Raw genomic sequence first — 13,479 nt, forward strand, 5'->3', positions numbered from 1 at the left:
TAGACTCTTGCTGTTCCTGGCTGCGACCCGGAGCAGTTTGCTCCCCCGCGACAATCTGTCCATTGATGCAGCTCAAACCTCATGACGAATATCCCACCCGCAGCCCCGCATCGACATCGGGCATCCGGCCCACCGGTTAGCATCGGCGCATGAGCGTGAACCTGCACATCGGTGCCGAGGACACCCGCTTCTCGGCACCTCAGATACCGGGGGCGGCGGTGACGGTGCCGCTGGGGCTGCACCGGCTTGGCGGCGAGCTTGCGGGCTTCCCGCCGCGCGAGTCCGCACTGGAGCATGCCATCGCCTGCGTCGAGGACGCGTTGATGCCGCATGTCGCGCGGATCCGCCAGCTGGGGGCATCCTCGCTGGCCAGCGGCGATGCCGCGTGCCAGGCCATCGCCGAGGCCGCGGGCGCGCTCCCGGATCGGCCGGTCGTGATCGACATCGACGCCGTGGAGCGCGTGTTCGAGCGCCTGGCGCGCGTGGCCGCCGGCCGGCCGGCGCGCTGGGAAGGCTTGCCGGAGGACCAGGACTTCGCCGCCGCGCTGGTGTTGCTGCGGGAGATCATGCATCACGCCGGCTTCTTCTCGTTGCGGGTGGAAGCGCGCTGAAATCCGGCGCTACGTTTCCTGCAAGGCTCATCTCATGGCTCGGCAGGGCGACTCCCGCGCCGCTGCTCGCAGCAGCCCTCGGGGCGCTCGCGTCGACGTCGCGACAAGGCCGGGAACCCGTGGCTCCGGGACAAGGCAGCGACCGCATCGGAATGACCGGCGCCCGGCCATGCCGCGCTTGCCCGGGCCCCGCGGTCGTCGCCCAGGTCGCGGCCGCGGGGCGATGACGGCCGTTTCCCCGTTCCCGCTCAGTCCTTCCCGCGGGCCCGCGTCCGCGCGGCCTTCTTCGCGGCCTGCGAGCGTCCCTCCGGGCCCTTGGTGGCCGCGGCCTTGCGCGCGGCCGCGCTGCGCTGCGCGGGCGTGCGCTTGGCGGCCGCGGACCTGGCCTGCCGCGACAGCGCCTGCCCGGTGATCGCCGCATTGCCTTCGCGCTCGAGCGCCTTGCGGGTGGCGGCGGAGCGCTTGGGCGACGGTTTGGCGGCGGGCTTCTCCTTGCCGGCCTCCAGGTCCTTGCGCGCCTTGACGCGGGTGGCGGGCGAGGCGGCGCCCTTGCGCGGCGGCGGCAGGTCCACGCCGGCCCGGCGCGCCTCCGACAGGCCGATGGCGATCGCCTGCTTCACCGAGCGCGCACCGCTCTTGCCGGCACGGACGTTGTCGATTTCCTCGCGGACGAACTCGCCGGCCTGGGTGCTGGCCGACTTGCCTTCGCGTTCGTCCTTGCGCGCGCGTTCGAGAGCCTTCTGCAATGGCATGACTGCATCTCCTGACGGATCCGGCGACTACGGATGCGTTCTACGCCGCCCCCGGCACCGATGCAATCGCGCGGCGGGCACGACCGGGCAACCGGCTCTTCGCTAGATCCAGTGCCGCCGCCGGAACCACAGCAGCGGCAGCGCCATGCTCAGCGCGACCGCTCCCAGCGCCACGAAGTAACCCGGGTGCCAGGCCAGTTCCGGCATGTAGGCGAAGTTCATGCCCCAGATCCCGACCAGCACCGTGGGCGGCACCCCCACCACCGAGGCCACCGCCATCACCTTCATCACCTCGTTCTGGTCGGTGTTGATCAGGCCCAGCACGCTGTCGAGCAGGAACTCCAGGCGATCGCCCAGCTGCTGCTCGAACTCGCTCAGCGACAACAGGTCCTTGTGGATCAGCTTCAACCGCTGCGGCGCGGCTTCGCCGAACCAGGCCGGCGCGGCCTCGGTCAGGTAGGTGACGATGCGCAGCAGGCCAAGCACGGTGTTGTGGATCGCCCCCAGCCGGCGGCCGATGTTGCCCACCCGCCGCAGCGCGTTCTCGCGATCGCGCAGTCGCTGCCTGTCGTCGAAGCTGTCGCGGGTGGTGTCGGTGACCTCGGCTTCCAATGATTCCAGGCGGTCGGCGAGGCGGTCGACGATGTGCTCGACGATGCGCAGGAACAGGTCCACCGAACCCTGGCACGGGTGATGGCCGATGTCGTGCTCGATGGTCTCCAGCGATGCCAGCGGATGCTCGCGCTGCGTCACCAGCGCGGTGGGCGACAGCGCGAAGCCGAGCGGCGCCACCGAGGTCTCGCCCTCCTGGAAGCGCGGCAGGTTCAGGAACAGCACGTCGCCGACGCTGCGCACGCGGCTGCTGAACTCGATCTCGCTGATCCTGGCGCGGTCGGGAATCTCGAAGCCGACCTCGTGGGCGGCCTTCTCGAGGTCCTCGGGATTGGGCTGGCACAGGTCCACCCAGCTGCCCCCCGGCTGGGTGGCGGTCGACAGCGAATGGATAGTGATCATCGCGGTAGCGTGCCCGGCTCGAAGGAGGACGAGCATCCGACGACCGCGGGGACGCCGTCAACCGGACGCGTCGCCCGCCGTTTGCGTCGTCCGCCGCTCATCGGCGAGGCCCCATCGGCACCGCTTCGGCCGCACCCGGCGGCAATCCGTCGGCGAACCGCGCGCAGGTGCACCACGGCGCCGCCCACCCCGCCCAACGCAGAGGGGCCGGCGCCGGATGTTCCCGGCACCGGCCCCTCGTCGCCGCTAGGTTGATCGGCGGAACCGTCAACGGGTCAATGGCCGCTGGCGTCGGAACGACGGCTGGACTCGAACAGGAACCAGGTCCTGCGCTCGGTCTCGTCGATCCAGTTCTCGATCAGGCTGGCGGTGGCGATGTCGCGATGGTCGTCGCACACGCCGTGCGCCTCGCGCAGGCGTTCGGCCAATGCCTTGTTGTCCTCGCGCAGCTCGGCCAGCATGTCCGACGGCTCGACATAGTCGGCATCGTTGTCCAGCACGCGCTGCAGGCGCGAGATCTCGCCGATCGAGCGCAGCGTCTGCCCGCCTACCTTGCGCACGCGCTCGGCGATCGCATCGGTCATGGCGAACAGCTGGTCGCCGTGCTCGTCCAGCATCAGGTGGTAGTCGCGGAAATGCGGACCGCTGAGATGCCAGTGGAAATTCTTGGTCTTCAGGTACAGCGCGAACACGTCCGCCAGGATCGGGTTCATCGCGGCGGCAATGTCGCGGGTGGCGTCCGGGTGCAGATCGGTGGGCGTGGCCAGCGGCGAATCCTGCAGCCGGCGCGCGTCCTTCTCGGCCTTGGTGGAAAGCTTGGTCATGTTCATGACGGTGGTGCCTCTTGTAGAAACGGTCCCCCTCCCCTCGACCCGGTGAATTTTCGCAGGAACACCGTGAAAGACAGGTAGAAGACACGGCCGGCGTGGTACGTTGCGCAGGCCGGCCTGCGCAACGCCGACCCCTGTACCCACCGCTGGAGACGACCATGAAGAAACGCCACGTTTTGTCCCTGGGACTGTCCGCCCTGGCCGCGCTTGCCGCATCGCCGGCAATGGCCGACAACGAAGCCTGCTACGACGAGTGCATGGTCAAGGCGCACGCCTGCCTGGATGCCGGCCGCGGCATAACCCTCTGCGGAACCCTGCTGACGCAATGCATGAACATCTGCGACGGCAATGTCATCACGCCGATCCCGCGCCCCTCGGTGAGCCTGAAGCCCGGCTCCGTGGCGGAAAGGCTCTACCAGATCGCCCGCAGCGACGTGCCGGAAGAAAAGCGCTCGTAACGCCCCGCCGCTTCATTCCGTTGCGACCCGCTCTCACGAGGTCCGGTCCGGTGGCCGGCCACTGCATTGCCTGCGCCCCTCATTGCCGCGAGGCGCAGGCGGCGAGTTCTTGCTCGGCATGCCACAGCGCGCGCCGGGCCTGGTCGTAGGCGCTGTCGGCCATGCGCGGCAGCAGGTGCTCGGCCTGCACCGGGTCGGGACCGCTGGCCATCGCCGCTTCCACCCGCTCCAGGTCGGCCAGGTGCACCAGTACCGGCCCGGCCAGGCGCTGCAGCAGCGCCCTGTCGCAGCGCGCATGGCGCCGCTCCAGCTCCCGGGTGGCGGTACGGATGCGCCTGCTGGCCTCGCCCTGCAGGCCCGGCGCCGGTTCCCACGCAATCGGCGCGGCCTTGTAGGCATCGCCGGTGGATTCGCGGCCCAGGTCGGCATCGCGGCCATGCCGTGACGGGTCGAAGGCGACATCCGGCGGCGGCCGCGCCTCGGCCGGCTGGATGTCCCTGCCGTAGAGCCACTGCTCCTTCCTGCTCTGGCCTCGCGGGCGCTTCCTGTCGAAGACGGTTTCGCGGTACTCCACCGGGTTGGGCCGTTCCAGCAGTGCTCCTGCCCGGCCTTGCGAACCCGGCTCGCCGGCGGCGGCCCCACCCGCGGCAGCGCCTGGCGCAGCCGCAGTGGAGGGCAACGCCCCCAGCTCCAGCCGCAGGCGGCCGGGCGCGGGCTGCGCCGCCGCTGCCGGTGAGGCGCTGCCGGCCGGGTCGGGCAACGGCGGAAGCGATGCGCGGGCGGAACGCGCCTGTGCGCCGGCAACCGGCGGCGGCTCCCGTTCGCCGGGAGGCGGCGCCTGCCGCTCGAGGAACGAGAGCCGCATCCGGTCGGCGGCATGCAAGGCCGAGCGGTCCGGCCGCTGCACCAGCACCTTCCACGTCAGCAGCAGGATCGCCGCCGCGACGGCAAGCGCCACTACGCGCGGGATGACGTCCTCCCGGAAAACCTGCTTCACGATCCTTGTCGCTCCTGGTCTCTTGGCGGCCGCCTGTACGCCATTCGCCGCACGGCCCGCAGTGCACAGACCATGGAAGCGTACCCGGGTTCCCCGGCGGCGGAACGCCGGCGTTCCTTCCCGCTTTCGCGGTTTCCGCGAACGCGCCTTCGACAACGCCGCGGACTCACGCGCCAGGCTGCACCGGGCTCGATGGGCTCGACGTGCCCCCATCCCGGCGCAAGCGCGGGCATTGCAGCCCTGGCCCGGCGAGGCCGGCTTGCGGCCGGGCCTGCCACCGGTCCGCCGCCACGCCGCCGGCCACCGCGACCACGACGATGGCTTGCTCGGCTTTCCCGTAGCATGCACGGGCTCCACGATCCTTCGTGCGTCTCGTCCGGCCGCCCCCGTCGCCGTTTCGCTTGCCTTTCTCCTGCCGCCGGCATCGTCCCGGCGCATTCCGGAAGCGACCATGCCGGGCTACCGCACCCAGATCCACCAACTCACCTTCGGCTCGCGTACCTACGCCATCCGCGCCCTGGCCGACACCCAGCAGTACGCCGACCCGGACCTGACCGCGGCCGACGCCGGCATCTCCTCGGCGCAATGGAGCCTGTTCGGCCAGGTATGGCCGGCGGGCCAGCGGCTGGCCGAGGCCATGGCCGGCTACGACATCGCCGGCAAGCGCATCCTCGAGTTGGGCTGCGGCCTGGGCCTGGCCAGCCTGGTGCTGCGCGGGCGCGGCGCCGACATCGTGGCCAGCGACCATCATCCGCTGGCCGAAGTGTTCCTGGCCTACAACGCCGCGCTCAACGCGCTCGACTCGGTCCCGTATCGCCAGCTGGACTGGGAGGCGGCCCCGCGCGAAATGGGCCGGTTCGACATGATCATCGCCTCCGACGTGCTGTACGAGAGCCGCCACGCCGCGATGCTCGCCACGCTGGTGCCGCTGCTGGCGGCGCCGGCCTGCGAGATCGTGATCAGCGACCCCGGCCGCGGCAACGGCAACGCGCTGTCGCGCCTGCTGGGCGGCATCGGCTTCGTGCTGGAGACCGACGGCCGCTCGGCCGCACAAGGCGGCAACAAGTCGCCGCGGCTGCTGGTGTACCGCCGCACGGCGGCCGGCGATGCACGCACCTGAAGCCGGCGACGCCGGCTAACGCGGCACATCGCTTCCTGCAGTGCGCACGGGCGATTCGCCGGCACCGGGCGGCAGGCAATGCCGGCGCATGCGAGGCGGCGGATCGGGCCGGCGAGATACCGCGACACGCGGACGGCGGCGACGCCCGCTGCCCGGACGATCCTGGGGAAATCCACTGCAACTCCACGCGCGCGGCACACCGACGGATCGCACAGGTGCCGACAGCGGCACGATGAAAGACAATACGCATCGACATGAGCCATTACACCGGTCCGCTGCTGATACTGCCCGTCGCCGAGGCCCTGCTCGCCGCCCGCAAGGCGGGGGCTGGGCAATGGACGGTCTCGTTCGATCTCGGGCGATCGAGCGCCACCGCCCGCCTCGCCGCCGACAGCTGGCACCTGGACGGCCATGACTATCCGTATCCGCACAAGCTCAAGCCGCGCACGATCTACCACTGGGACGGCGAGGCGTTCGCGCCGGCATCGCGCTTCTCCGGCGCGCTGATCAAGCTGGTGCCGACCGAATGGGGTGCGCCGACCTTCGAGATCGACGGCATCAAGATGCTGCCGACCGCGCGGGTGTCGCCGCTGGAGGACGCGCGCCGCAAGGTCGCGCTGGTGGAACCGCGCGGCAAGGCCTTGCTCGATACCTGTGGCGGCCTGGGCTACTTCGCCGCCTGCTGCCTGGAAGCCGGCGTGGCGCGCATCCATTCGTTCGAGAAGAATGCCGACGTGCTGTGGCTGCGCACGCTCAACCCCTGGTCGCCGGACCCGGACGACGACGATGCCGACGGCCGCCTGCAGCTCGAGCACGACGACGTGTCGCAGGCGATCGCGCGGATCGCCGACGCCTCGGTCGATGCGATCCTGCATGACCCGCCGCGCTTCGGCATCGCCGGCGAGCTGTACTCGCAGGCGTTCTACGACCAGCTCGCGCGCGTCCTGCGCCGCGGCGGCCGCCTGTTCCACTACACCGGCAGCCCCAACAAGCTGACCAGCGGCCGCAACGTTCCGCGCGAAGTGGAGAAGCGGCTGGAGAAGGCAGGATTCAAGGCGCAACCGGCACTGGACGGGGTGCTGGCGACGCGCCGCTGACGCCGGCATGCAGGCCGCAGGTGCGGCGCGAGGTCGCATGGTCGCGGTTCCCCGCACGCCTTCGCCCATCCATGTCCGGCGACATCGCTCCCGCGCCGCGATTTCTGCGGCCGCGGTCACGACAATGCCGCAATCGGTCGCCGAAGATGTCCTTCGCTGCACATCCACCGACCGATAAGGAGAGTCTGTCATGTCGATTCGCAAGCATCTGCGCCCGTTGGCGCTCGGCCTCGCCCTGGCCCTCACCTCGTCCACCGCCTTCGGCTACGCGATCAGCGACGGCCAGGTCGTCGACGACCAGGGCAACGCCGTGCAACTGCGCGGGGTGAACTGGTTCGGCTTCGAGACCGGCAACCATGTCGTGCACGGCCTGTGGGCGCGCAACTGGAAGGACATGATCACGCAGATGCAGCAGCTCGGCTTCAATGCCGTACGCCTGCCGTTCTGCCCGGCCAGCCTGAGCGACGGCACCGTGCCCGACAGCATCGACTACTACCGCAACCCCGACCTGCAGGGCTTGAGCGCGCTGCAGATCCTGGACAAGGTGGTCGGCGAACTGAGCGACCGCGGCATGTACGTGCTGCTCGACCACCACACCCCCGACTGCGCGTCGATATCCGAGCTCTGGTACACCGATGCCTACAGCGAGAGCCAGTGGATCGCCGACCTGCGCTTCGTCGCCCGCCGTTACGCGGGCGTGCCGGGCGTGGTCGGGCTGGACCTGAAGAACGAGCCGCACGGCGCCGCCACCTGGGGCACCGGCAATCCCGCCACCGACTGGAACACGGCCGCCGAGCGCGCCGCCGCCGCGGTGCTGCAGGAAGCGCCGGACTGGCTGATCGCGGTGGAAGGCATCGCCGAGAACCCGGTCTGCTCCAGCAGCGGCGGGCACTTCTGGGGCAGCAACCTGGAGCCGCTGGCCTGCACGCCGCTGGACATCCCCGCCGACCGCCTGCTGCTGGCGCCGCACACCTACGGCCCGGACGTCTACGTGCAGTCCTACTTCAACGACCCCGGCTTCCCGGCCAACATGCCGGCGATCTGGGAGCGCCACTTCGGCCAGTTCGTGCAGGCCGGCCACGCGGTGCTGCTGGGCGAGTTCGGCGGCAAGTACGGCGAGGGCGATCCGCGCGACGTGCAATGGCAGGAATCGCTGGTGGACTACCTGATCGGCAAGGGCATCCGCGGCGGCTTCTACTGGTCCTGGAATCCCAACAGCGGCGACACCGGCGGCATCCTGATGGACGACTGGAACCAGGTGCGCGAGGACAAGGTGTACCTGCTGAAGACGCTGTGGGGCGACGAGGACGGCAGCGCCCCGGAACCCGAACCCGAACCCGAACCCGAGCCGGAACCGGAGCCGGAGCCGGAACCCGAGCAGCCCGCACCCGGCGGCGACTTCGCCACCCAGGTGGTCACCGACAGCGACTGGGGCGCCGGCTACTGCAACCGCGTCCGGGTCACCAACGCCGGCAGCGCCGCCGCGGCATGGTCGGTCACGCTGTCGATCAGCGGCACGGTCAGCAACCTGTGGAACGCGACCTGGTCGCAGAGCGGCAGCACGCTCAGCGCTTCGGGCGTGGACTGGAACCGCACGCTGGCGCCGGGTGCGACCGCCGAGTTCGGCTTCTGCGCGGCGCGTTGAAGCGGCGGCGGATCCGCTACCTGCGACAGTCGGCCGGACGCAGGCGCGCCCGGCCCGATGCTACGATGCGCGCCGAATCCCTGCCGAGTCCCCGCGTGCGCGTCGCCTTGATCCTTTCGGCCCTGTTGGCCGTCGCCGGCTGCAGCCGGCACGGCAGCGGAGAGGATGCCGCCGCTGCCGCACCGCCGGCGGCACCCGCTGCATTGCAGGCGCCGGAAGGCAGCTTCCTCGCCTACGAGACCGAGGTGCAGGTGCGCATGCCCGGCGACGCCATTCCCGCGCGCATCGCGGCGGTACAGCAGGCCTGCCTGCAGGGCCGTTTCGGCGACTGCGCGGTGCTGTCGGCGTCGCAGCAGGCAGGCCGCTACGCCGGCGGTGGCATCGTCGTGCGCATAGCTCCGGCCGGCGTGGAGCCGATCCTGGGGCTGGCCGGCGAGGGCGGAGAAATCGCCGCGCGCAGCACCCACGCGGAGGACCTCGCGCAGGAGGTCGCCGACACCCGCATTACCCAGGAACGCCTGCAGAAGGAACACGCGCGGCTGCTGGAATACCAGCAGCGCCAAGGCCTGGCGGTGGCCGACCTGCTGGCGATCTCGCAACGCCTGGCCGAGATCGAGGCGGCTGCCGAGCAGGCCCGGCGCGACTCCGCGCAGCAGCACCGCCGCATCGACACGCAGAAGGTGGCCATCGACTACCGAGCGACCGACGGCGAACGCGGGCGTGGCGAGATCGGCCAGGCCTTCGCCGAGAGCGGCAGGATCTTCGCCGGCAGCGTCGCCATGGTGATCCGCGCCGTCGCCTGGCTGGTGCCGGTGGCGATCGTGCTGGCGGCCGCACTGGCGCTGCTGCGCGCGCTGTGGCGGCGGCGCCGCTCAAGCCGCTGAGGACAGGCGGCCGGCCGCGATCGCCCGCGCCCCGGTGCGTGCCGGATTAGTCCCGGCACGCGCGCCCGCTGCCGTCCGCACGGCCGCGGCCTGCCTCCCGCTCACTACCTTGGAACATCCTGAAATGGAACATCGACGCAACACCCTACGAAGCACCACCGTCCTGCTGGCCCTGTCCGCGCTGCTGGGCCTGGCAGCCTGCGGCAAGACCGCCGGCAACGGCCACGACGGCGCTGCCGTACCGGCGCAGCAGGCGCAGGACGACGCACACCGCAAGGCCGACGAGAAGCTCAGCCTCTACGTGCAGGGCTACAACGGGCTGGCGCAGGAGCACAGCCTGGTCAGCAACGCCCACCAGTACCTGCAGTTGGACCTCGCCTCGGCCGGCCGCGATTCCACCGTCTATTTCCCGTGGGCGAACATGGACAGGCCGCTGCAGGACCTGGTCGAGGCGCGCGCGATTGAATCGGACGCCTACCGGCAGCTCGATGACGCGGCCGACCCGTTGATCGCCTCGCTGCAGACACTGGCGCAGCTGCATGGCGAGCACGAGAACTACTACGGCACCAAGGCCTACCGCGACGACGACCTCGCCCTGGCCAGGAAGCTGGACCCGCAGATCCGCGCCGCCTTCACCGATGCGATGCACCGGTTCGAGGCATTGAACGCGGCCCTGAGCGAAGCCGAGCGTGCACGCAACGAGCAGCAGCTGGCCGAGCTGAGGGCGCTGCCCGACCCGCTCCCCTACGCCACCCGGCACGTGCTGATGCTGTCCCAGGACCTGCTGGAAGCATCGATCGCCGCGGTCCACGCGGACACGGGCGAGGCCTTCGCGGAGGCCGATGCGGTCAAGCCGCAGCTGCTTGAAGCCATCGCGGCGCTGGACCGGGAGATCGAGAAGAAACGGGCGTCGGAGAAGGCTTCCTACGGCACCCACGGGCAGATCCTGTTCAACGCCCGCAGCCTGCTGAGCAACTACAGCGACCTGCGCAGCTCCGGCGAACCCGAAAAGATCGGCTCGATGGTGAACGACTACAACGCCATGATCGACTCGAACAACCGGCTGTAGGCATCCTGCGTTTCAGTGCCTTGCCGTTGCCGGCGGCCTTGCCTGGCCGCTAGGCCCGGCTGTCGGCCGAACAGCCGCGTGTACGAGCGACCGCAGAAGCGACTGTAGGAGCGACTGTAGGAGCGACTTCAGTCGCGATGAAGCTCTACCGGTAAGGCCTCATCGCGACTGAAGTCGCTCCTACGACGGGCATCCGGGCTCCCCCGGTCCCTGGCCGGGTCAGAAGTAGGCGCGGATTCCGAAGGCGATGCCGCGGCCCGGCAGCGGCGCGTAGTCGCGCAGAAGCGAGGTGTGCGGCCGCGCCTCGCGGTCGGTCAGGTTGCGGCCATCGAGGAACACCTCGTAGCTGTTGCTGGCACTGCGATCCCAGCGATAGGCAAAGTGGGCATCGACCAGGGTGTAGCCCGGGCTCGGCGCCTCGTTCTGGGCGACGTCCTTCTGGCGGCCGTAGCGCACCGCGCCGAGCGAGGCGCGCCAGCCGTCGCGCGACCAGCGCAGGTCCGCGCCCACCCGCGCCGGCGCGGTCCGCGGCAGGTAGCCGCCGTTGGCCAGGGCGACGCTGTAGTGGTGGGCGTGGTTGCCGTGCGGCACCGCGATATCGACCTGGCGGCTGCCGTTGCCGTCCAGTTCCGCCTTGACGTAGTCGCCGAACACGCGCAGGTCCCAGTCGCCACTCGCGCCCTCGAACAGGTGCACCAGGGCCTCGGCCTCGGCGCCCTTGAAGGTGGCATCGTGCTGGGTCCAGGCGCGCACCGGCAGGCCGTCCTCGACCACGCCGGTGTCGGCCAGGTAGATGAAGTCCTTGAACCGGGTGTAGTAGACCGAGGCCGAGAAATCCAGGTGTTCGCCGTGGGTGTGGATGCCCAGTTCGGCGCGCTGGCCACGCTCGGTCTTCAGGTTGGCATCGCCGATCTCCAGCGAGCGGGTGGCGATGTGCGCGCCGCCGGCGTACAGCTCCTCGTTGGTCGGCGCGCGCTCGGAACTGTCCAGGCCGAAGCGCAGGTCGACGCTCTCGTTGAGCGTCCAGATGCCGGCCGCCGACAGGTTGGTGGCGCCGAAGTCGCGGCGCCGGTAGTCGCCGCTCGGGTCCAGCTTCACCCGGTCGTGGCGGCCGCCGAGTTCCAGCTTGAACGGGCCGAACTGCTTCTGCTGCAGCACGAACAGCCCCAGGGTCTCGGTGCCGGTATCGGGCACGAAGGCTTCCTCGCCGCTGGCGCCGAAGTCGGTGCTGCCGAACTGCAGGCCGAAGGCGCCGTTCCAGCCGGCCAGTTCCTGCTGCACGGCCTCAAGACGGCCCTCGATGCCGCGGTTGCTGAAGCGGGTCGATGGCATGCCGTCTTCCAGCTCGGTGTGCTCGTAGTCGGTATAGGCCGCACGCAGGTTGACGTTCTTCAGGAACGACAGCGGATCGTGGATGCCGGCCTGCAGGTCGAAGCGGTTCTGCACCATGTCGATGCGGACCTGGTGCTCCTCGCCCTCCTCCTCGGCGTGGTCATGGTCGTGATCGTCGTGGTCGTCCTCGGCGTGCACATGGGCGCCGTTGGGGATGCCGTAGTTGCTGCGGTAGGTGCTGGCGGACAGTCCGAAGTAGCCGCCCTCGCCCAGCCAGGTGGCGCCCACGGCGCCGGCACGGGTACGGGTGGAGCTGTTGTCCAGGCGGCCGCGCCGCGCGACTTCTTCGCCGCCTTCCTCGTCGTGGTCATGATCATGATCATGATCGTGGTCATGGTCGTGGTCCTCTTCGTCCACTCCCGCGGCCAGGGCATAGCCGGGGATCCGGTAGTCGTCGCCATTGCGGACCAGGCCGTCGACATGCAGCACCCAGTCGCCGCTGACGCCATCGAGGCGGAACATGCCGCTGCGCTCGTCGTCGACCGTGTTGCCGCGCAGTTCGGCGCGGCCGCTGAGCGGGCGCTCGGGCAGTTCGCGGGCGATGCGGCCGTCGACCACGTTGACCGCGCCGCCGATGGCACCGCTGCCGAACAGCAGCGTGGCCGGCCCCTTGAGCACCTCGATCTGGTCGGCCAGGAACGGTTCGATGCCGGGCGCATGGTCGGCGCTGACGGTGGAGGCGTCCAGGTTGCCGATGCCGTTGGCCAGCACCGCCACGCGCGGGCCTTCCTGGCCGCGGATGATCGGACGGCCGACGCCGGGGCCGAAGTAGGTGCTCTGCACGCCGGGCAGCCGGGCGACGGTGTCGCCCAGGGTGCCGGACTTCTGTTCGTCCAGCTGCTCGCCGGCCAGCACCTCGACCGGGCGGCCCAGTTCCTCGGCGGTTCCGCGCAGCGGGTTCGCGGTGACGATGACGGCGTCGAGGTCCTTGACGTGGCGGCCGGTGGCGCCGACCTGGTGACGGGAATCGTGCTGGCCGCTGGCCGCGTCCGCGGCGAGTGCGAGCGAGGGGGCGGAAAGGGCGGCCACCAGGGCCAGGCAGAGAGGGGTGCGCGGCAGGGAACGGAAGGCTGGCATGGGATGGGTACCGAGGCGTTATTGTTACTGTGTATCAATCGACGGCCGATCCCGGATGTCGCGGCAAGCGCGGGCATTCGGGACACGGATGGGGAAGTGCCGGAAGAGCCGGCCGACGGGATGTTATATTATTTCAGTGATACTTTGCCAACCCTGCAACAATCGGTCGCCCCGCCCCGCCCCGGCAAGGCCCGGACGACGACGTGGCGGGCATCGCCGGTGCGCCGCCATGCGCCGCGGGGACGACGACGCGCTTCACCTCGGCGCAGAGATTCTTCGAACCATGCGTGAGGATCGGCACGGCCCGGGCCGCGAGCCCGGTCGATGACGAGAGGGATGCCGGATCCATCCAAGACCGCCCGGCACTGCGGTCCAGCCGCGCCTGCCGGGCACGCCGGCCGAGCCGTCGTCGCCACTGGTCGGCAAGCCACCGCAGGAAAGGGAGGCTCGTGTTCCCGGCCTTCGCCATCGATCGGCGAAGACCCGCGCGCCGCGCGTCGGCACCGTTCCAGGCCCTCGATCCGGGCATCCGC

At 70.4% G+C, this 13,479-nt stretch carries 12 protein-coding genes; 7 read left to right on the top strand and 5 right to left on the bottom strand.

All coding sequences use genetic code 11. The annotated features are described in order from the left end of the window. The first annotated feature begins 149 nt into the window (after positions 1–149). Positions 150–611 carry a hypothetical protein gene (locus tag LRX76_RS05080; RefSeq protein WP_231802766.1) on the top strand — a complete coding sequence of 154 codons (462 nt, stop codon included), beginning with the start codon at positions 150–152 and terminating at the stop codon, positions 609–611. A gap of 248 nt (positions 612–859) precedes the next feature. On the opposite strand, the gene LRX76_RS05085 is transcribed toward LRX76_RS05080, so the two are convergent. The 3 genes from LRX76_RS05085 to LRX76_RS05095 all read right to left on the bottom strand — a co-directional run bounded on the left by LRX76_RS05085 (position 860) and on the right by LRX76_RS05095 (position 3,207). Continuing rightward, a complete protein-coding gene (locus LRX76_RS05085; RefSeq protein WP_231802768.1) occupies positions 860–1,363 on the bottom strand; it encodes a DUF6496 domain-containing protein in 504 nt (167 codons plus the stop codon). Between the two features lie 102 nt (positions 1,364–1,465). Continuing rightward, the gene (locus LRX76_RS05090) at positions 1,466–2,377 is read right to left on the bottom strand and encodes a CorA family divalent cation transporter (protein ID WP_231802770.1); all 912 of its coding nucleotides are present in this window, start codon (positions 2,375–2,377) and stop codon (positions 1,466–1,468) included. A gap of 275 nt (positions 2,378–2,652) precedes the next feature. Then, a complete protein-coding gene (locus LRX76_RS05095; RefSeq protein WP_231802772.1) occupies positions 2,653–3,207 on the bottom strand; it encodes a DNA starvation/stationary phase protection protein in 555 nt (184 codons plus the stop codon). Between the two features lie 158 nt (positions 3,208–3,365). Here LRX76_RS05095 and LRX76_RS05100 point away from each other — a divergent pair, with 158 nt between their 5' ends. Beyond that, positions 3,366–3,665: a hypothetical protein gene (locus LRX76_RS05100; RefSeq protein WP_231802774.1), complete on the top strand. Its 300-nt coding sequence runs from the start codon at positions 3,366–3,368 to the stop codon at positions 3,663–3,665. 79 nt (positions 3,666–3,744) lie between these two features. Here LRX76_RS05100 and LRX76_RS05105 read toward each other — a convergent pair whose 3' ends face one another. Beyond that, a complete protein-coding gene (locus LRX76_RS05105; protein ID WP_231802776.1) occupies positions 3,745–4,662 on the bottom strand; it encodes a hypothetical protein in 918 nt (305 codons plus the stop codon). A 451-nt stretch (positions 4,663–5,113) separates the two neighbouring features. Here LRX76_RS05105 and LRX76_RS05110 point away from each other — a divergent pair, with 451 nt between their 5' ends. The 5 genes from LRX76_RS05110 to LRX76_RS05130 all read left to right on the top strand — a co-directional run bounded on the left by LRX76_RS05110 (position 5,114) and on the right by LRX76_RS05130 (position 10,477). After that, positions 5,114–5,782, top strand: coding sequence for a protein N-lysine methyltransferase family protein (locus tag LRX76_RS05110; protein WP_231802778.1), 669 nt, complete (start codon positions 5,114–5,116; stop codon positions 5,780–5,782). Positions 5,783–6,036: 254 nt separating this feature from the next. Next, positions 6,037–6,879: an SAM-dependent methyltransferase gene (locus LRX76_RS05115; RefSeq protein WP_231802780.1), complete on the top strand. Its 843-nt coding sequence runs from the start codon at positions 6,037–6,039 to the stop codon at positions 6,877–6,879. 190 nt (positions 6,880–7,069) lie between these two features. After that, on the top strand, positions 7,070–8,524 hold the full coding sequence (locus LRX76_RS05120) for a glycoside hydrolase family 5 protein (protein WP_231802782.1): 1,455 nt from the start codon (positions 7,070–7,072) through the stop codon (positions 8,522–8,524). Between the two features lie 65 nt (positions 8,525–8,589). Then, positions 8,590–9,408, top strand: a complete 819-nt coding sequence (locus LRX76_RS05125; RefSeq protein ID WP_231802784.1) for a DUF4349 domain-containing protein — start codon at positions 8,590–8,592, stop codon at positions 9,406–9,408. A gap of 124 nt (positions 9,409–9,532) precedes the next feature. Continuing rightward, positions 9,533–10,477, top strand: a complete 945-nt coding sequence (locus tag LRX76_RS05130; RefSeq protein ID WP_231802785.1) for a DUF3829 domain-containing protein — start codon at positions 9,533–9,535, stop codon at positions 10,475–10,477. 219 nt (positions 10,478–10,696) lie between these two features. Here the strand turns inward: LRX76_RS05130 and LRX76_RS05135 are convergent, their stop codons facing one another. After that, complete coding sequence (locus tag LRX76_RS05135) at positions 10,697–12,946, bottom strand: TonB-dependent receptor (RefSeq protein WP_231802786.1); 2,250 nt, start codon at positions 12,944–12,946, stop codon at positions 10,697–10,699. Between the last annotated feature and the right edge of the window lie 533 nt (positions 12,947–13,479).

This window comes from Stenotrophomonas sp. MMGLT7 (genome assembly GCF_021168555.1).
Classification (GTDB): domain Bacteria; phylum Pseudomonadota; class Gammaproteobacteria; order Xanthomonadales; family Xanthomonadaceae; genus MMGLT7.

Excerpts from the sequence above, each read along its gene's own strand:
- LRX76_RS05080 (WP_231802766.1), top strand. The coding sequence starts at position 150 with ATGAGCGTGAACCTGCACATCGGTGCCGAGGACACCCGCTTCTCGGCA.
- LRX76_RS05085 (WP_231802768.1), bottom strand. The coding sequence starts at position 1,363 with ATGCCATTGCAGAAGGCTCTCGAACGCGCGCGCAAGGACGAACGCGAA.
- LRX76_RS05090 (WP_231802770.1), bottom strand. The coding sequence starts at position 2,377 with ATGATCACTATCCATTCGCTGTCGACCGCCACCCAGCCGGGGGGCAGC.
- LRX76_RS05095 (WP_231802772.1), bottom strand. The coding sequence starts at position 3,207 with ATGAACATGACCAAGCTTTCCACCAAGGCCGAGAAGGACGCGCGCCGG.
- LRX76_RS05100 (WP_231802774.1), top strand. The coding sequence starts at position 3,366 with ATGAAGAAACGCCACGTTTTGTCCCTGGGACTGTCCGCCCTGGCCGCG.
- LRX76_RS05110 (WP_231802778.1), top strand. The coding sequence starts at position 5,114 with ATGCCGGGCTACCGCACCCAGATCCACCAACTCACCTTCGGCTCGCGT.
- LRX76_RS05115 (WP_231802780.1), top strand. The coding sequence starts at position 6,037 with ATGAGCCATTACACCGGTCCGCTGCTGATACTGCCCGTCGCCGAGGCC.
- LRX76_RS05120 (WP_231802782.1), top strand. The coding sequence starts at position 7,070 with ATGTCGATTCGCAAGCATCTGCGCCCGTTGGCGCTCGGCCTCGCCCTG.
- LRX76_RS05125 (WP_231802784.1), top strand. The coding sequence starts at position 8,590 with ATGCGCGCCGAATCCCTGCCGAGTCCCCGCGTGCGCGTCGCCTTGATC.
- LRX76_RS05130 (WP_231802785.1), top strand. The coding sequence starts at position 9,533 with ATGGAACATCGACGCAACACCCTACGAAGCACCACCGTCCTGCTGGCC.
- LRX76_RS05135 (WP_231802786.1), bottom strand. The coding sequence starts at position 12,946 with ATGCCAGCCTTCCGTTCCCTGCCGCGCACCCCTCTCTGCCTGGCCCTG.